Origin of the sequence: Lascolabacillus sp. (assembly GCF_028696275.1) — a bacterium.
Classification (GTDB): Bacteria; Bacteroidota; Bacteroidia; order Bacteroidales; family Dysgonomonadaceae; genus Proteiniphilum; species Proteiniphilum massiliensis.
On sequence record NZ_JAQVHI010000003.1, the window covers coordinates 59,292 to 79,046 of the forward strand.

The window sequence follows — 19,755 nt, forward strand, 5'->3', positions numbered from 1 at the left end:
CAATGTGTACCTTTTAATTATTCATCCTCATCAGAAAACATATTCTCAAACATATCGCCGAATTTTGAAAAGAGACCCGGTTTTTGAGTTTTCTTGGTCTTCTTCACTGCTTTTGCAGTTTCTCTATACTCTTTTTTCTCACTTTCTTTAGAGAATTCCTCTTCGTCATATTCATTATAAACATGGCGATCCTCATAGTGACAGCTCTCTTTACCAAACAACAACATCCCTAAAACCTGAGTAAATGAGGGGTCGTTGATAAGTTCAGAAGCATTATTTATAAAAGTTTTTTTAGCTGTTGCTTTCCTTACAGGCATCTTGAACTTGTGAGTCAAGTAATCAGTCATATTCTTTAATTGTGATGCGCCCCCCGTAATTATCATTCCGGAACCCAGTTCATTCTCGAGACCTGAAAGTCTGATCTGCTCTTTAAGGTTTGCAGAAATTTCATCAAGACGTAATCCAATCACCCTGTTGAGCTCTGTTAGATCTACATCAGGCTTTGAAGAGAATGGTGATGTAAAAAAAGGACTTTCGTGATTCTCATATGCTTTTCCGAACTTAATTTTTAATTGCTCTGCGTCATTTTCAGTTATATTCAACGCACATATATCTTTAGTGATATTCTTACCACCAAAAGGAATCACAACCATCCTCTTTAAAATCCCATTTTTATATATTGATAGAGTGGTAGTGCCTGCACCGAAATCAACAAATGCACAACCCAGCTCTTTCTCTTCATCGTTCAATGCTATAGCAGCTGACGCTAGAGCACCTATAACATATCCGGCAATTGGGAGTTTAGCTTTATCACTAAAGCTTTTCTCAATATTAGACAGTAAATTGGGTCTGCCTGTTACAATCCTGTAAGCTGCTTCTATTTGCGTACCAGCAACACCTACTGGGTTAAGTTCCTGCTTACCATCAATATAATATTCAACATCTGCGACAGCATAATTTCTTTTCAGATCGGGAGTAAATTTCTCGGCAGACTCCTGTAACTGTTTGATCACTTCTTCGGACACTATTCCACCGGTAGAGAGCTGTTTTGTGTCCCTGACCTCCATAGTATGCAGTGACTGTCCGTTAAGAGAAACATATACCTTACCTATTTTTTGATCTATACTGTTTTCAAGCATAGTCATTAATTTCCTGACACTTGCTCCGGTTTCTTCAATGTTGTAAACCATACCTCTGCGTATTGAGTTGCCAGAATCAATGGTTTTACTTTCGAGTATTGAAAAAACATTATTGTCGTTCCTGCGAGCAACAACACCTTTTATTTTATATGTTCCCAGATCTATTACAGCTATAAATTCTGATTGCGTCATATATTGGCTATATTTTTTTTGTTGTGATTATTACTATTTTCTGGTGCACACAACTTGATTTTCATACTTTAAATTAATTTCGGAATAACGGTTCCATCCAACAACATTTAATCCTCCATCAACGAAACGAGCGAATTTATCCAACTTGGAGTGATAATCATCAATATCTCCCATAATTATCTTAAAATCACCAGCTCTGGGAATTAATACCACTTCGTTATCACTCCTAACCACTATCTGTTCGATCCACGCATCCCATTCGGAATTATTCCTAAGGAACATTGCAAAATCATACAGTTCGTTTTGAGCAAATTCCTCATCTATTACACCAGTTGCAATTGGCACATAAACAGCAAAACTAGAAGAGACGGGCATTATCTTTCGATCCTTATCTACATAAAAATTTCCTTTTATATCTGAAACTACTCTAAGAATTGGTTCTCTCTGTCGTATTGTTGCCACAATTGTAGAACTTGAAGTAATAAATACATCAGCAGATTCAATTAGTCTGTTGCCAAGAATTGTATCACGAATAGCCAGTGTATTTATCTCTTTAAAAGGTTTCCCTACCGGATAAAGTTTATACTTCTTCACTAAATCCTCTACTTCTCTGGCTGTTACAAACTGGGTTTGTGTACTATCTTTTACAATAACAACAAACTCTTCACAAACACTGTTGTGTGATGATTCCCTGAAATAGTCAGCTGAAAATATCAGGTAACCAACAACTGCCAGAGCAATGAATATGACAAGGATTTTCTTCACTATCGTTTTATTTTTCTATACAAAGATAAATCTTGAAGTTCAATATACTACTAATTTAAATAAGATTATACCTTACTCAAATACCTATCTCTTAATATTTTTTCTATTTCGGGCACCAAACGGTCGATATCTCCTGCACCAAATGTAACAAAGACTTCCATAGGCTTATTCTTAATCAGTTCAGGAAGTTCATTTTTACTACAAAGCAGTTTCTCAGCTGTTGTTATCTTCTCAAATATTATTTGAGAGGTAACTCCTTCGAGAGGTAATTCTCTGGCAGGATAAATATCCAGTAATATAACATCTTCCAGAAGTGAGAGACTAGAGGCAAATTCATTTGCAAAATCACGTGTCCGGGAATAAAGGTGTGGTTGAAAAACAGCTGTTACCTTTTTGTTCGGGTAGAGTGATTTTATCGATTCTATAGCTGCCTTAAGTTCATTCGGATGGTGTGCATAATCATCGATATATACTATCTGATTACTTTTTATCCTGTAATCGAAACGTCTTCTTACACCTTCAAAAGAGCTCATTGCACGACGAATCTCTTCTGCTGTTACTCCACTTAGCTGAGCTGCTGCAATGGCTGCTATACCATTTTCAATATTTATCCTTACCGGCACTCCAAGTGAGATATCTTGAATATTCTCAATTGGCGAAACGAGATCAAAAACTGTTTCTCCATTTCCCGATCTGATATTCTCTGCATGGAAGTCACCCTCATTTTCTGAATATGTCCATACTTTCACTCTATCGTTTACATTTGGTGTAACGGCTACTCCTTTTTTAAGAATAAGATGTCCACCAGGTTTTATAAGTGATGTAAATTTCTCGAAGCTCTCTCTGTAAGATTGTTCATCACCATAAATATCCAGATGGTCCGGATCGGCTGATGTAATAATTGCAATTTCAGGTGTGAGCCAGTGAAAAGATCTGTCATATTCATCAGCTTCAGCAACAGTTACATTACTTTTACCGGAAAGCAGCAGGTTGGTATCATAGTTTTTGAGTATCCCGCCTAAAAATGCATTACAATCCACATGTGATTGACGAAAGAGGTGGGCTGTCATACTTGATACAGTTGTCTTTCCGTGAGTACCAGCAATACAGATGGCCTTACTGGACCTGGTTATTTCACCTAAAAGCTGAGCACGTTTAATTACCTTAAAACCATTATCCTTAAACCAGTTTAATTCGCTATGTGATGCAGGAACAGCAGGTGTGAAAACAATCAGGGTGTCATTCTTATCTTTAAAATGATCTGGAATCTGAGTTATGGAGTCTTCGTAATGAACTAAAGCACCCTCTTTTGAAAGAGTTTCGGTGAGTAGTGTTTCCGTACGATCATAACCTCCCACTTTTTTATTTTTTGAAAGAAAATAGCGGGCAAGATTACTCATGCCTATCCCACCTATCCCTATAAAATATATATTATTATACTCCATTTTTATATCTTCACTTTTCAAAATATTTCTTCTCTGAGTTTACTCTTTTTGCATTAAAGAGATCAAAGTTGTTTATCAAATTCCTAAATCAGTTTTTCAATCTCATCAACAATTCTTTCTGCAGAATTGTGCTGTGCCAGTTGAATAATGTTTTCACTTAACTTTTTCAGCTCATCGTCATTTCTAACCATTTCCAGTGCAAAATCAAACAGCAGTTTTGGAGCCAGGGCATCTGATATCATTACGGCAGCTTCCTTATTTACCAATGCTTGTGCATTCTTTGTCTGATGATCTTCTGCCACATTTGGTGACGGTACAAGAATCACAGCTTTGCCAAGTAGACTGAACTCGGAAATAGAACCAGCTCCTGCACGAGATATTATTAAATCCGCTACAGAATAGGCGTAATCCATACGAGATATAAAATCCATCAGATGGATATTGTGAGGTATTTTACCTTCGGTCTGCAGTTTCTGCATATCTTTAAAGTAATACTTACCACACTGCCATAAAACCTGTACATTTTCATCTTTTCTCAATTTATCGAGAGCTGAAACAATGCTTTTGTTTAATGTTGCTGCACCAAGGCTTCCTCCTAACATTAAGATTGTTCGCTTCTTTGGATCAAGATTGAAGTGCTCATAACCTTTCTTGCGATTCTCAGCAGAAACGATTAAATCCTGACGACAGGGATTTCCTGTGAGTACAATCTTATCCTTTGGGAAATAGCTCTCCATTCCTTCATATGCAACACAAATGACTGAAGCTTTTTTTGCAAGCATTTTATTGGTTATTCCTGCATATGAATTTTGCTCCTGAATAAGTGTTGGAATACCTTTGGCAGAGGCTGCCTTAAGAATGGGGCCACTTGCGTAACCTCCTACACCTATAGCGATATCAGGCTTAAATTCATTAATGATACCACGAGCTTTATTCATACTTTTTATCAGTTTTGCAGCAACACTGATATTTTTAATCATATTCTTCCTGTCGAACCCTGCAACAGGAAGACCTATAATCCTGTATCCGGCAGCGGGTACACGTTCCATTTCCATGCGATCCTCTGCTCCCACAAACAATATTTCACTATCGGGCCAACGCTTTCTGATTGCATTTGCTATAGATATAGCAGGAAAAATATGTCCTCCTGTTCCGCCACCACTTACTATAAACTTCTTCATACCTGATAGATTTCAAATTCCACTTTATCTTCAAGACCGTTTACTGAAACATCCTCCGGGTTAGATGAATCTTTATTATCATCACCGTCTATTCCGCCAACTTCATTGCTTTTGTCATCACTATCCACCGAGTCTCCTTCTTTCTTTTTACTTATACCAAAACGGTCTGCACTAAGTATAAGTCCAAAATAAGCACAAGTTATTAAAGTTGATGTCCCTCCACGGCTTATTAAAGGAAGAGGCTGACCGGTTACCGGAATCAGGTTGACCGCAACTGCCATATTAATAAATGCCTGTATAGACAGCATCAGAGCAGATCCCATTACAAGATATTTTGGAAATAATTTTTCTGTCTTCCTCGCTATTATACCTCCTCGTATCAGTATAACCAGGTATAGTAGTAAAACAAACATACCACCCAGAAGTCCCATCTCTTCAATTATAATAGCATATATAAAATCGGAATAAGCTTGTGGTAAGAAATCTCTTTCTGTACTATTGCCAGGGAAAACTCCAAATACCCCCCCATTAGATATTGCTATTTTTGCATGTGCTACCTGATAATTTTCGTCTGTAATAGTAAAGTATTCCTCTTCCGTCATCTCTTTTGCTTCTCCAAAATGAGTGATACGATTTTGCCATGTACCTAAACGATTGAGGGGACCTGAGTCGGTCCAGCTCTCAGGAATGATCTTAAGTAACAATACAAACAAAAGGATGATTGCAATACCGACGCCAGCTACTTTAAGAAGTCTAGTAATCTTTACATTTCCAATAAACATCAGAAGATAGCATACACCAAAGAGCAGTACAGCTGTTGATAAGTTATCCACTGCAATTATTCCGCATACTACAATCATCAGACCAATCATCCACTTAAAGAGTATTCCATCATTGTGTCCATTCTGTTTACTTAACAGAAATGCAATGGTACCCATGAGTGAAATCTTTGCAATCTCAGAGGGTTGAATTGTGAATCCCATTATTGATATCCATCTGTCGGCGTTATTTACACTCTCTCCTATAAATGGAGTGAGAATAAGCAACACAATTGCTCCCAACAGCACAAATATAAGTGATGAGAAAAATCTATATGGAATATTATGTATAAGCAAAATGATTCCAACGCCCCCTATTAAAAACATTGTGTGACGCAGGATGGGACCAAATTGATTTTGCTGTCGGTACACAATTGTACTTGTAGCACTAAAAATTTCGATCAGTGAAATAATACAGAGTATTATAAATACAGACCAGATAACCTTATCCCCTTTGAATATCTTGTGCCCGAATTCGACCAGCGTAGATCCGGACGTTTTAACCTCTTCGATAGGTTCTGTCGGGTTGTCTGTGTAGTTTTTATTATCGAGCATAATTACAATTTTTCAGATTCGTAGAATTATTTCCTAAACATTATAAGTTCCTTACACATTCTTTAAACTGATCTCCTCTATCTTCATAATTTTTAAAGAGATCGAAACTTGCACAGCATGGAGAAAGCAAAACGACATCTCCTTTTTGAGCAAGTTTGTAAGCCAGATCTACAGCTTCTTTCATTGAACTTGCATCTCTTATTTCTTCAACTTTACCATCAAAAAATGTGTGTAACTTACTGTTATCTTTTCCTAAAAATATCAGAGCCCTTGCTTTAGATCGGACCAGATCGTCGATCTCTGAGTAATCATTACCTTTATCAGTACCTCCCAGAATCAGCACTGTTTTACTTCGCATACTCTTTAAAGCATACCAGCAGGAATTTACATTAGTGGCCTTAGAATCATTTATATATTGAACTCCACGCACAGTTGCCACCTTTTCCAGTCTGTGAGGTACGCCCTGAAAATCGGACAGTGAAATTCTCAACTGATCGTCGGTGATATCCATCAGCTTTGCTACTATACCTGATGCCAAAGAGTTATACACATTATGCATTCCTTCCAAAGCTAATAATTCTAATTCCATATTAAACATATTACCTTTAGTATTGATAAACAATTTTCCATTTTCAGTATATCCAACGGTATGTTCTTTTTTAAACTCACCAAATGGATAGCATGTAACTTCAGGTTTAAGTTTCTCTATCTCTCTGGTTACAATAGGGTCATCCTCCCAGTAAATAAAAGAATCATTAACTCGTTGATTCCGTATAATTCTCATTTTTGCATTTATATACTCCTGCATATCGTTGTTATACCTGTCGAGGTGATCAGGTGTGATATTCAGCAATACCGCAATATCAGCCCGGAATTCAATTAATCCTTCCAGTTGAAAACTACTTAATTCTAGAACATAATAATCAAAATCTTTCTCAGCCACTTGTAGGGCAAAACTGTTTCCTACGTTACCACACAATCCTACATTCAAGCCAGCAGACTTAAGAATGTGATATATCAGATTTACTGTTGTTGTTTTACCATTACTCCCGGTGACACAAATGAGTTTAGCTGAAGTATACCGGCTTGCGAACTCTATCTCTGAAATGATTGAAGTTCCTTTTTCTTTAAGCTCTTGAACAATTAAGGATGTATCAGGAATTCCCGGACTTTTAACTACTTCATCCGCTTTTAGTATAATATCTTTTGTATGACTATTCTCTTCAAAATTGATGTTGTGAGAATTCAAAATATCTCTGTACTTATCTTTTATAATGCCGCTGTCTGACAGGAATACTTTGAAGCCCATCTTTTTGGCAAGTATGGCAGTTCCAACACCACTCTCTCCACCACCAAGAACAACAATCAATTTTTCATTCATATTTTATTTCTTAAATATTATCTCATTTTCAAAGTTGCAACAGCTAATACAGCTAACAGAATGCCTATCAGCCAAAAACGAGTAACAAGTTTTGGCTCAGTGATAGGTGTTTTAGGCTTTTGTATAATTGCATCGATGCTTCCATCTCCCGGCTTCTGAAAATGATGATGCAAAGGTGTCATCTTAAATATTCTTCTTCCGGTACCATATTTCTTTTTAGTATATTTAAAGTATGTAACCTGTCCTATTACTGAAAGGGCCTCAACAAAAAACACTCCGCACAATATGGGCAAAAGAAGTTCCTTATGAATCAGCACTGCAAACACACCTATAATCCCTCCTATGGTTAAACTTCCCGTATCCCCCATGAAAACCTGTGCAGGATAAGCATTATACCACAGGAATCCTACACATGCACCTACAAATGCAGAAGCAAAAACCATAAGTTCGTCACTTCCGGGTATATACATGATATTAAGATAAGAGGCAAAGTCAACACGTCCCGAAACATAAGCCAGTATACCTAAAGCTACTCCAATTATTGCAGATGATCCAGAGGCAAGACCATCCAGACCATCAGTGAGATTAGCACTATTTGATACAGCTGTTACAATTAAAATTACAATTAAGACAAAAACTACCCAAACAGCTTCATCAGCATAATCACCCAGCCAGCTTACCAGCCATCTGTAATCAAAGTTGTTATTTTTTACAAAAGGAATTGTTGTACTTGTAGTTTTTACATCTTCACTCTTATAGGTCACATCTTCAATTACGTTATCAATTCGTATTTCAGTATTTTCTCTTACTACAATCTCAGGACTAAAATATATTGTGAGTCCAACAATAAGGCCAAGGCCGACTTGTGCAATAATCTTGAATTTTCCTTCAAGTCCCTCTTTATCTTTTTTGAAGACCTTAATATAATCATCTGCAAATCCCAGAGTCCCTAACCAAACAGTGCTTACAAGCATTATAATGATATAGATATTCTCAAGTTTACCGAAAAGAAGCATGGAAAAAAGTATAGAGAGAATGATTATTATACCACCCATCGTAGGTGTACCTCTTTTACTATATTGCCCTTCCAGGTCAAGATCACGAATTGTTTCTCCAATTTGTTTCTTCTGAAGTTTCCTTATTAGCTTTTTCCCGAAAAAAACACCAATAAGCAGAGCAAATATGGCTGCCATTGCAGATCGAAACATTACGAACTGAAACATTCCTGCTCCGGGAAAATCAAGCTTATCTAAATAATCAAATAGGTAATATAACATTGTTTATCGTATTTATCTAACACAATTTATTGAGCAGAAAATATCTTTTCTACCTCTTCCTTATCATCAAAATGATGTTTTACACCTTTAACTTCCTGATAGTCCTCATGACCTTTTCCGGCAATCAAAATAACATCGCCAGGTTGAGCTAATGCACATGCAGTCTTTATAGCCTCTCTACGATCTGCAATTGTTAATGCAGAACTTTTTTCTTCTTCAGTTAGTCCAGCAAGCATATCATTAAGAATATCCATTGGATCTTCGAATCTGGGATTATCAGAGGTAAAAACCACTCTATCACTCCCTTTAACGGCTTCCCTGGCCATAATAGGGCGTTTGGTTTTATCACGATTGCCACCACAGCCAACTACCGTAATTACTTTACCATTTCCGCTAAGCACCTCGTTTATAGAGCTTAGAACATTTGTCAAAGCATCAGGAGTGTGTGCATAATCAACAACAGCAGTATAATCTTTTGGTGAACGTATTGTCTGGAATCTCCCGGCAACCGGCTTAAGCACAGAAAGTATTTTTAACACCTCTTCTTCTTCGAGACCCAACAATATTGATGCTCCATATACAGCCAAGAGATTGTAGACATTAAAAACACCCACAAATTGTACAGATAAAGCTTTGCCATTTATCTCTATCTCGCTGCCATCAAAATGTTTCTCGAATATACGTGCTTTAAAATCTGCCATACTCCTGAGAGAGTATGTATACTTCTTTGCTTTAGTATTCTGAAGCATTACCAACCCATTCTTGTCATCTGAGTTAGTCAATGCAAATGTGTCCTTTGGAAGATTATCAAAAAAAGATTTCTTTACATTTCGATACTCCAGCATATTACTGTGATAATCGAGATGATCCTGCGTAAGATTTGTAAATATTCCACCAGCAAAAAGAAGGCCATGAACACGCTTTTGATGTATAGCGTGTGAGCTTACCTCCATAAATGCATACTCGCATCCTGCATCAACCATTTTTCTGAGATAGCTGTTTAATGATATCGGATCGAGTGTTGTATGTGTTGTTTGGTAGAATTCATCATTAACATAATTGCCTACAGTTGACAGCAGACCAGAAGGATAACCTGATAATCTAAATATCCTGTAAAGCAATGTTGCAATGGTTGTTTTCCCATTTGTACCAGTTACACCAACCAACTTTATGAGCTGAGATGGGTTACCAAACCACTCAGATGCAATTTGAGCAAGTGCTTCTGAACTATCTTCAACCTGAACATATGTTACACGCGAAAAGTACTCTTCTATAAGAGGTTTATCAAAAACTACAACAGTAGCATCCTGTTCTATTGCTTTTCCAATATAAGAATGCCCGTCAGTAAATATTCCCTCAACGGCAATAAATAGAGATCCTTTAACGACATTGCGTGAATCGGATGTGATAGATTCAACTTCTGCATCTTTATCACCACGAATATTTATGACTTTACATCCTTCAATTAACTTACTAAGTTTCATAAAAACATTTTTTATTGGTCCAATTAACGCAAGGTTATTGTTATTGTTGTTCCCTTAACAAGATTCTGTCCCGGTGTGAAAGACTGGGACACAACTTTTCCTGAGCCAATCAGGTTTACTCTTAATCCGGATTTTTCCAGAAGATACACAGCATCTCGTGCACCCATTCCCTTCACGTCAGGTATTTTTGAATTGTTGAGTGCAATCTCTTCGGTTAGATATTCATTATTTTCAAATTTTATTTTTACCCAATCCGAATCACTATTTTTATCTGCTACTGACAGATTTAGTTTATTCAATACATATTTATTGTTATTCCAGTTGCCATGTTTTATTTCAGGAGCTTTTTGCAATGTAGAATCCACTTTACAATCTTCCGCTAAAAGTCGGACTTTTCTTAAATAAGTCTGTTCAGCTATATTTTTAAATACCATACCTGCCATTCCTCCCCCTGATGGAACACCTTTTGGTTTACGCAGACCAACAAATATTGTATACATAGGCTCATCTGCAGGAAAATAACCGCTAAACGAAACATAATATCCGGAATATCCACCTCCACCTGCGATTTGCGCTGTACCGGTTTTCCCTGCAATGCTAAAATAATCTGATGCTACAACTTTTGCTGTTCCATTTTCAACAACACCAACCAGCATCTTCTTTATCTCTTCTAAAGTTGACTCTTTACATATCTTAGGATTAACCACCTCCGCCTCAAACTCTTTTACAACCTTTCCGTTTTCCAGAAACTGCTTTGCAATAAATGGCTTGATCATTTTTCCACCGTTTGCGATAGCATTGTAAAACATCAGCATGTATATTGGAGGTATTTGTGTTTCGTATCCGAAAGACATCCATGGAAGTGTTGTTTTTGACCAATAGTTATTTTTATCATTAGGATATCGGATTGAAGAGGTACCCTCAATACCGTTTAATGGTACATCCCACGTTAACTGTTTTCGCAGACCTATCCTATCAATACCGTCTACAAATTTCTCAGGTTTATCTTCGTATCCCTTTAGAACTATTTTGCTCATTACAACATTCGAAGACAACTCCATACCCTCTGCCACTGTGAGATATCCTCTATCCTGACCTCTGCGCCAGTAATGATCTCTGACCCATCTTTTATTATATTGGAACAGACCGTTACCTACATAGAATGAATCAGTTGGAGTAATTACACCATCATCAAGTGCTATCATAGTGGTAACAGTCTTAAATGTTGATCCAGGTTCATTCATATAAGAAAAAGCATTCGGGTTACCTTCGGCATAATCGCCGTTACTCAAACGGTCTAAGTTTACAATTCCCTTAATCTCACCGCTTTTTACTTCCATAATAATTGCAGTACCTGATTCAGCCTCTGTTTCCACAAGTTTGCTTTTAAGTGCACGCTCGGCAATATCTTGAATATCAGCATCAATAGTAGTTACTATATCCCACCCCTCTTTAGCAGGTTCTTCAACTACATCCATCCATTTGCCCTGAATTTTCTGACGATATTTAACTCCCGGTACTCCCCTTAAAAGAGAATCGTATTTTAGTTCCAGTCCACTGGCTCCACCTTTTTCGATATCTTTATAGACGCTTCCTACTGTACGGTTTGCCAGATTTCCAAATGGTTTTTTGCGAGAATTTCGCTCTTCAGCTATCAAACCACTCCTGTTAGATCTCTGATTCCAAAATGGGAATGTACGTATCTCTTTCAGATCTATATAGTTAATATCATTTCTTAATATCTTCACATATCTTGATCGAATTGGAACCCTCTCATCAATCCCTTTGTTTTTATTTTCGAGAATCTGCCTCTCCTCTTTTTCACGAAGATTCCAGCCATTCATTATAATATTCTTATACTGAGATGCAGTGCGGTCGGGAAATTTTCTTGCAAGTGCAACAGACAGATCATCTACATATTTAACGAGAGTATCTTTCTTCATTCCATCAGCCCAAAAGTCCATGTAGATACTATAAATTGGTTCTGTAGATGCAAGTAGCTTATCATCATATGTATAGATATTACCTCTTTTTGGTAAGATAACCCTGTCTCTGATTACTGTCTCTTTTTCGCCCACCTCTCTCCATTTTCTACCTTCAGCTGAAAACATAATTCTGCCTGCAGAAAATATAATCATAAATGAAAACAGCATTAAAACGGATACAATGAGTCCGTATCTACCCAAAATACCTTTATTTTTTCTGTTTTTATCCTGCTCTTTCATCTTTTCAATAAATTTGCTTCTCTAAAAGACTGCTAATCTATATAATACACCGGTTCATTTGTAATGACAAGATCAAGTCCTGCCTCCTCAACACGTCGTTCTATTTCACTTTGCCTGCTAGCTTCAGTTAGACTTGAAGAAATAGTAAGTGACTCATATTTTACATCTTTAAGTTGCTGTTGCAGACGCTCTATATCAGACATCCCTTGCAGCATAGTATAACGATGACTAATAAACAAAATCATTATAATTACCAGTGCAAGAATAAATCTCATGTTTCGGAGGAAGAAATTCTCAGTCAGAACACTCCCTCCAAAAACATGGACAAACGATTTGCGTATGTTATCGAACTTAAATTTCATTTTATCTGAACAGTTTATATTTTATCAAACAACAGTTTTTCTGCTATTCGCAATTTAGCACTACGAGAACGTGGATTTGCTTTTTGCTCTTCATCAGAAGGTACAATTACCTTCCTGTTCACTAACCTGAAAGGTGTAAGAGGATTCCCATAGAAATCTTTTTCGAGGCGACCTTCAAAATTTCCTGTCTTGAAAAAATTCTTAACAAGCCTATCTTCAAGTGAATGATATGAAATCACACTTATTCTGCCTTCAGGCTTCATTACCTGTAATGCTTGCCTAAGCATATCAGTTAATGTATCCATCTCTTTATTAACCTCAATGCGGAGAGCCTGAAATGCCTGTGCAAGCACTTTCTTCTCTTTGTCTCTTCTTGTATATGGCTCTAATATTGATAAAAACTCATCTGTCTTTTTAATCTTCTGTGACTCTCTGAATTTCACTATTGAGGCTGCAATTTTTCTGGAGTTTTTAAGTTCTCCATATCGATAGAAAATATCTGAGAGTTTATCAGCCGTATATTCATTAAGAATATCTGCAGCTGATATATTAGCATTTTGATTCATCCGCATATCGAGATCTCCCTTAAAACGAAAAGAAAAACCCCGACTAGATTCATCGAAGTGATGAGAAGACACCCCTAAGTCGGCTATCAACCCATCTATGCTATCTACATTATAAAATCGAAGGAAGTTTTTCAGAAATCGAAAATTACCATGGACCAAGGTAAATCTTGGATCGGGGATACTATTCCTAAATGCATCTTTATCTTGATCAAATGCAATTAAACGCCCCTGATCTCCTAGTCTTTTTAGTATTTCCCTGGAGTGACCACCCCCACCAAAAGTCACATCAACATAAACACCTGAAGGCATTATATTCAGACCGTCTATGCTTTCATTAAGCAATGCCGGAGTATGATAAGTATTGGGAAAAATGTTGTCAGTATCCATTTTGGGATATATTTAAATATATAAAATGATGTCCCCTTAATGGCTTTTTAAAAAGTTCCACCCATGAGTTCTTCCAATTTTGAAGAGAACTCATCTGGATCAACCAATGGCTTTTCTAATTCTTCTTTGGACCAGATTTCAATAGTGTTATCCACACCAAGGAATCGAACATTAGTTTCAATAAAAGCCATCTGTAAATATCGTTTCGGTATAAGCACACGTCCATTTGCATCAATTTCCAATCTTTCTGCATCTAACACAAACTGACGGAAGATTTGTTGCTGTTCTCTGTTCCACTTACTCAATCTGTTTCTGAGCTCATTAATCTCACTTTCCCAAACGCTGCCGGGATAGAGAACAAGACAATTCTGAAAAATATCTTTACGAAGGACTAGAAAACTCTCCCCTTCATTTTGGAGACATTTGCGAAATATGGCGGGAATAAAAATCCTACCTTTTGCATCTGTCTTCGCTTCAATATTTCCCAGGAATTGCAACATTTTCTAAATCATTTTCAACCTAATAGAGACATCAACGGTGTAAAATTACAAAATAATCCACTTTTCCCCACATTTCCACACATTATTTTACAAAAAAGTTATCAACACCTAAACACATACACATATACACCTGATTTAGTGACAATTACAACAATTACCAAGATTATATGTTTAACTCAAATCAGGTTGATTTACAAGAAAATATCGTTTTCTCAGTACTGCATATGCATTTTTTAGTAAATTTGCGATAAAATTAAAGTAGAGTGAGTAATGAGTTCAAACAATGCGTTTAGAATTGATATTGACGGTATTTTAAAGGATAAAGCTCCGAAATATTATAAAAAAATACCCAAATTCCTTATAAACTATCTCAAGCGCACCGTTCATCAGGATGACATAAATGGAATTCTTGAGAGAAACAGGGATTTGGAGGGAGTGGAATTTATGCGTGCATTGGTTGACAAAGAGTTTAATCTGTCATTAAATATAGAGGGAGAAGAAAATATACCAGAAGAAGGAAGGTTTGTATTTGCTTCGAACCATCCTCTGGGAGGACTTGATGGTATCTGTTTATCCGCTGTTTTAGGTGAGAAATATAATGGAAGAATTAAATATCTGGTAAATGATGTTCTCTATTATATTGAACCCTTAAAACCCATATTTGTGCCTATAAATAAATATGGTGCACAGGCAAAGAATTCAGCAAAAGCAATCAATGATGCATACGCTTCAGATAACCAGATTATAACCTTCCCAGCTGGCTTATGTTCCAGAAAGATAAAAGGAGAGATTATTGACCTGGAATGGATGAAGAACTTTATTGTAAAAGCGGTTGAATATAAAAGAGATATTGTTCCTGTACACTTTGAGGCAGTAAACTCTAATTTCTTCTATAATTTTGCAAATATTCGAAAATCTCTTGGGTTTAAATTTAATATTGAACTTATATATTTGCCTGATGAAATGTTCAAAAACAGTAATAGTGAATTCAGAATCATATTTGGGAAACCAATATCATGGCAGGTATTTGATAACTCAAGAACGACTAAACAATGGGCACAATATGTGAAAGATATTGTATACTCAATGAAGTAGTCACTTTTTTAAAGAAATAGAAATCATATGGAAAAGATAATCGATCCGGTAGATAAGAATCTTATTAAATCAGAACTTACAGTTCAAAAGAGAGTAAGAATCACAAATAAAGCTAATAACGAAATCTATGTTTTTACTAGTCATGATTCTCCTAACTTGATGAGAGAGGTAGGAAGACTACGTGAAATTGCATTCAGACATTATGGTGGAGGAACCGGACTTGAGGCTGATATCGACAAATATGATGTGATGAAGGTTCCATATAAACAACTTATTGTATGGGACCCGGAAAATGAAGAAATACTTGGAGGCTATCGTTTCATTTATGGCTCTGATGTAGAGTTTGATGAAAATGGTAAACCTATGTTGGCAACAGCCCACCTTCTTAACTTCTCTGATGAATTTATAAATGATTACCTGCCCTATACTGTTGAGTTAGGCAGATCCTTTGTATCTCTGGAGTATCAGTCTACACTTATGGGTCGTAAAGGTATATTTGCACTTGACAACCTTTGGGATGGCTTGGGCGCCCTCACAGTTATAGATCCTCAGATAAAATACTTTTTTGGCAAAGTTACAATGTATGGAACATATAATAAGCATGCCAGAAACATGATATTATACTTCCTGAACAAACATTTTCCCGATAAAGAGAAATTAGTCACTCCAATTGTACCTTTGGAAACTGATACTGACTATAAAAAAATGGAGGCTCTTTTCCGTGGCAAAAACTTCAATGAAGACTATAGAATCCTTAATAAAGAAGTTCGTGCATTAGGATGGAACATCCCCCCTCTTATTAACGCTTATATGGGACTTACTCCTACTATGCGATTTTTCGGAACATCAGTAAATGATGAATTTGGTGATGTGGAAGAGTCAGGAATCCTTATTGAGATTGATCAAATTCTGGAGGATAAAAGAGCTCGCCATATCGAATCGTATATGAAAAGCAATCCGAGCAAACGCTTTCTGATGATGCTTAGAAGAAGGATTTCAACAAAAACTGGGAAAAAGAAAATCACTTTACTTAAAAAAAGAGATCGGAAAAGAGGAAAATCTGCTTCAAAATGACACAGAACTCCTGTTTTTAACTTTACATACATATAATTTAACCACATTTTTTTACTTTTTGCAACCTGTTGAGTTGTCAATTGTAACTAATTGATAATTTAGCCATTATATCTAATATGCAATCGTTTGCACTGCTTAATTTCGTTAATTAAGTAGATTGCAGAAACATCCCATTTAAGAAAATCTAACTTTGTATAGAGTGTAGAGTTCTTTTAGTTAATCAGATCAATATTATTGATAACGTGGTATTAAAGTAAACAGATAATCTAATAATGTTAACAACATGTATGTAAAATTCAACAAAAAAACGAAAGCGTTTCTGATGATGTTTTTATCGGGGATGCTAATGATTTTATCAGCAAGTGCTCAAACAGGCACTATGATAAATGTCAGAGGTACCATTACGGATATTGCCGGCGAACCAATAATCGGCGCCAATATTCTTATACAAGGTACTTCAAATGGAACAGTAACTGACTATGATGGTAATTTTGTGATTCAGGTGCCTTCAAACGGGGTATTAGAAGTTAGCTACATCGGGTACATACAGCAAATTATACCAGTCAATAACAGAACTACAATAAATATAATACTTCTGGAAGACACCGAACTCCTGGAAGAAGTGGTTGTTATTGGTTATGGTACTGTAAGAAAAGATGATGCAACAGGATCCGTAGTTGCTGTTGACGCAACAACACTTAACAGAGGGTTAGCAACATCACCTTCCGAATTACTGGCCGGAAAAGTTGCGGGTTTGAGCATAATATCTTCTGGAGGTGCTCCGGGAGCTTCATCTAACATCCGAATTCGTGGAGGCTCATCTATGTCGGCCAGCAATGATCCTTTAATAGTTATTGATGGTGTACCGGTTGACAACACCACATCAATAAGTGGTATGTCTGATCCTTTGAGCAGTATTAATTCGAATGACATTGAAACCTTTACTGTACTAAAAGATGCCTCTGCAACAGCAATTTATGGATCAAGAGCTTCTAATGGTGTTATTATTATAACTACCAAGAAGGGACATTCCGGAAAAATGAAGTTATCATATAATGGTAACATGTCAGTAAGCACAAGAACAGGAAGTGTTGATGTTATGGATGCTCCTACTTTCAGAAATTATGTTATTAATTCATTTGGTGAAGGCAGCCAGCAGGCATTAGCATTAGGCAACACTGAAACAGACTGGCAGGACGTGATATTCAAAACATCACTGAGTACAGATCACAATATCAGTGTATCCGGTTCAGCTGGAGAACATCTACCATACAGAGCTTCTTTAGGATATACCAATGAAAACGGTATTCTGAAGACATCCAGTCTTGAAAGATATACTGGTAGTTTAAACCTGGCTCCAAGTTTCTTAGATGATCATTTAAGAGTTCAGCTAAACGCCAGAGGTATGTATATAAACAACAGATTTGCTGATCATGGAGCAATAAATTCGGCAACACAGTTTGATCCAACTATGCCAGTTTACTCTGAGACAAGCAGTGAATATGGAAACGGTTATCATATGTCCCTGAAAACAGATGGGACTCCCATCGATATCGCTTTGGCCAATCCATTGGCTATACTTGAACAGAAACATGATAAATCAAGAGTATTAAGAAGTATTGGTAATGTACAGTTGGATTACAAAATGCATTTCCTACCTGAATTAAGAGCTAATCTGAACCTGGGGTATGATATTTCAAAAAGTGAGGGCGATGTAATTATTGAAGATAATTCGCCAATGTCATATACTTGGGGTAATTATAAAGAGGGATGGGGAGATAACAGAACTTATAACCAATATAAAAGCAATACCCTGCTTGATTTCTACCTTAATTATGCAAATGATTTCGGTGCACATAGGTTTGATGTAATGGGTGGATACTCTTGGCAAAGATTTTATAATGAAAGTGAGAATTATTACCCCAATTCACCTGCAAGAGCTGCAGAAACAAATGAAGAATTCTACAGAGAAATGAATGACTACTCAACAGAAAGTTATGTAATTTCATTTTTTGGACGTCTGAATTACTCTTTACTTAATAGATATCTACTAACATTTACATTAAGGAACGATGGATCTTCACGTTTTAGTCCTGATAATAAATGGGGACTCTTCCCATCAGTTGCTTTTGCCTGGAAAATAAACGAGGAAGGATTTATGCAAGATCAGCGATTGTTTTCTGATCTTAAACTAAGACTTGGCTATGGTGTTACTGGTCAGCAAAACTTAGGTAGTGGTGATTACCCATGGATGGGAAGATATAGTTACAGCCAGGCTGGTGCAAACTACTTTTTTGGTGATCAGATGATTTCTCTGATCCGACCAGTTGCTTATGATGAGAATCTGAAATGGGAGCAGACATCGACAACTAATGCCGGACTTGACTATGGACTCCTCAACAACAGAATTAGTGGTGCAATTGATGTCTATTATCGTAAAACCTCAGACCTTCTTAATACTGTAGGAATTGCTGCAGGTACTAACTTCAGCAATCAATTACTGACAAATGTGGGTGAACTGGTAAATAAAGGTATAGAGTTTACTGTTACCGGACGTCCGATTGTAAGCAAAGATCTGAACTGGAATCTTAGTTATAATATAACCTATAACAATAATAAAATAACCAAACTTACAATTACTGATGATCCAAATTATGTAGGAGTTAGATTTGGAGGTATTGATGGTGGTACAGGTAATAATATAGCTATTCATAAAGTCGGTTATCCTGCCGGTTCATTTTATGTGTATGAACAGGTCTATAATGATGAAGGCAGACCAATTGAAGGTGTTTATGTAGATCAGAATGCTGATGGTGCTATCAACGAGCAAGATCTTATCCCCTATAAAAATCCTTCACCTGATGTGTTTATGGGATTGTCCTCACAACTATCTTATAAGCAATGGGACTTTACATTTTCTTTGAGATCAAATATTGGCAATTACGCATATAACAATATTCAATCAAATCGTCAATCAAAGAATACAACCTTCGATCCATCCGGCTGGCTGAAGAACAGGGTAAATAGTGCAACTTTCACAAACTTTAATGCGGTACAATATCAGTCAAGTCATTATATCCAAAATGCTTCATTCTTAAAGATGGACAATATAACACTTGGATATAATTTCGAAAAACTGTTCACTCAGAATCAAACAGGCAGATTATATATGACTGTACAGAATCCATTTGTTTTAACAAAATATGATGGACTTGATCCAGAGTTTACTAACAATGGTATTGATAACAATATTTACCCACACCCAAGAGTGTTTATACTGGGTCTAAGTTTAAATTTTTAATTCATGAA

Annotated in this window: 15 protein-coding genes; 3 read left to right on the forward strand and 12 right to left on the reverse strand. The window is 36.5% G+C overall.

Annotated features, from left to right (window positions below):
• Positions 1 to 17 precede the first annotated feature (17 nt).
• The 12 genes from ftsA to PHO43_RS01785 form a co-directional block, all read right to left on the reverse strand.
• The gene (gene ftsA / locus PHO43_RS01730) at positions 18 to 1,331 is read right to left on the reverse strand and encodes a cell division protein FtsA (RefSeq protein WP_052673065.1); all 1,314 of its coding nucleotides are present in this window, start codon (positions 1,329 to 1,331) and stop codon (positions 18 to 20) included.
• Between the two features lie 33 nt (positions 1,332 to 1,364).
• Positions 1,365 to 2,096, reverse strand: a complete 732-nt coding sequence (locus PHO43_RS01735; RefSeq protein ID WP_288010083.1) for a cell division protein FtsQ/DivIB — start codon at positions 2,094 to 2,096, stop codon at positions 1,365 to 1,367.
• A 65-nt stretch (positions 2,097 to 2,161) separates the two neighbouring features.
• Positions 2,162 to 3,541: a UDP-N-acetylmuramate--L-alanine ligase gene (murC, locus tag PHO43_RS01740; protein WP_045090762.1), complete on the reverse strand. Its 1,380-nt coding sequence runs from the start codon at positions 3,539 to 3,541 to the stop codon at positions 2,162 to 2,164.
• Positions 3,542 to 3,624: 83 nt separating this feature from the next.
• Positions 3,625 to 4,722 (reverse strand): undecaprenyldiphospho-muramoylpentapeptide beta-N-acetylglucosaminyltransferase, encoded by a 1,098-nt coding sequence (murG, locus tag PHO43_RS01745; protein ID WP_288011071.1) that lies wholly within the window; start codon positions 4,720 to 4,722, stop codon positions 3,625 to 3,627.
• Entirely contained in the window at positions 4,719 to 6,095 is a 1,377-nt protein-coding gene (locus tag PHO43_RS01750; protein WP_288011073.1) for an FtsW/RodA/SpoVE family cell cycle protein, read from the reverse strand. The genes murG and PHO43_RS01750 overlap by 4 nt, the downstream gene beginning before the upstream one ends.
• Before the next feature lie 40 nt (positions 6,096 to 6,135).
• Positions 6,136 to 7,476: a UDP-N-acetylmuramoyl-L-alanine--D-glutamate ligase gene (murD, locus tag PHO43_RS01755; protein ID WP_045088935.1), complete on the reverse strand. Its 1,341-nt coding sequence runs from the start codon at positions 7,474 to 7,476 to the stop codon at positions 6,136 to 6,138.
• Positions 7,477 to 7,493: 17 nt separating this feature from the next.
• The gene (gene mraY, locus PHO43_RS01760; RefSeq protein WP_288011075.1) at positions 7,494 to 8,753 is read right to left on the reverse strand and encodes a phospho-N-acetylmuramoyl-pentapeptide-transferase; all 1,260 of its coding nucleotides are present in this window, start codon (positions 8,751 to 8,753) and stop codon (positions 7,494 to 7,496) included.
• 26 nt (positions 8,754 to 8,779) lie between these two features.
• A complete protein-coding gene (locus tag PHO43_RS01765) occupies positions 8,780 to 10,237 on the reverse strand; it encodes a UDP-N-acetylmuramoyl-L-alanyl-D-glutamate--2,6-diaminopimelate ligase (protein WP_288011077.1) in 1,458 nt (485 codons plus the stop codon).
• A 23-nt stretch (positions 10,238 to 10,260) separates the two neighbouring features.
• Positions 10,261 to 12,462 (reverse strand): PASTA domain-containing penicillin-binding protein, encoded by a 2,202-nt coding sequence (locus PHO43_RS01770; RefSeq protein ID WP_288011079.1) that lies wholly within the window; start codon positions 12,460 to 12,462, stop codon positions 10,261 to 10,263.
• A 32-nt stretch (positions 12,463 to 12,494) separates the two neighbouring features.
• Positions 12,495 to 12,824 carry an FtsL-like putative cell division protein gene (locus PHO43_RS01775; RefSeq protein WP_045088931.1) on the reverse strand — a complete coding sequence of 110 codons (330 nt, stop codon included), beginning with the start codon at positions 12,822 to 12,824 and terminating at the stop codon, positions 12,495 to 12,497.
• A 14-nt stretch (positions 12,825 to 12,838) separates the two neighbouring features.
• Positions 12,839 to 13,777 (reverse strand): 16S rRNA (cytosine(1402)-N(4))-methyltransferase RsmH, encoded by a 939-nt coding sequence (gene rsmH / locus PHO43_RS01780; protein WP_045088930.1) that lies wholly within the window; start codon positions 13,775 to 13,777, stop codon positions 12,839 to 12,841.
• Between the two features lie 47 nt (positions 13,778 to 13,824).
• On the reverse strand, positions 13,825 to 14,277 hold the full coding sequence (locus PHO43_RS01785; RefSeq protein WP_288011081.1) for a division/cell wall cluster transcriptional repressor MraZ: 453 nt from the start codon (positions 14,275 to 14,277) through the stop codon (positions 13,825 to 13,827).
• Between the two features lie 270 nt (positions 14,278 to 14,547).
• Here PHO43_RS01785 and glsA point away from each other — a divergent pair, with 270 nt between their 5' ends.
• The 3 genes from glsA (at position 14,548) to PHO43_RS01800 (ending at position 19,747) form a co-directional block, all read left to right on the forward strand.
• Complete coding sequence (gene glsA, locus PHO43_RS01790) at positions 14,548 to 15,372, forward strand: lyso-glycine lipid O-acyltransferase GlsA (RefSeq protein WP_045088928.1); 825 nt, start codon at positions 14,548 to 14,550, stop codon at positions 15,370 to 15,372.
• 27 nt (positions 15,373 to 15,399) lie between these two features.
• Positions 15,400 to 16,446, forward strand: coding sequence for a glycine N(alpha)-acyltransferase GlsB (gene glsB / locus PHO43_RS01795; RefSeq protein WP_045088927.1), 1,047 nt, complete (start codon positions 15,400 to 15,402; stop codon positions 16,444 to 16,446).
• A gap of 283 nt (positions 16,447 to 16,729) precedes the next feature.
• Positions 16,730 to 19,747, forward strand: coding sequence for a SusC/RagA family TonB-linked outer membrane protein (locus tag PHO43_RS01800; RefSeq protein ID WP_502867166.1), 3,018 nt, complete (start codon positions 16,730 to 16,732; stop codon positions 19,745 to 19,747).
• The last annotated feature ends 8 nt before the right edge of the window (positions 19,748 to 19,755 follow it).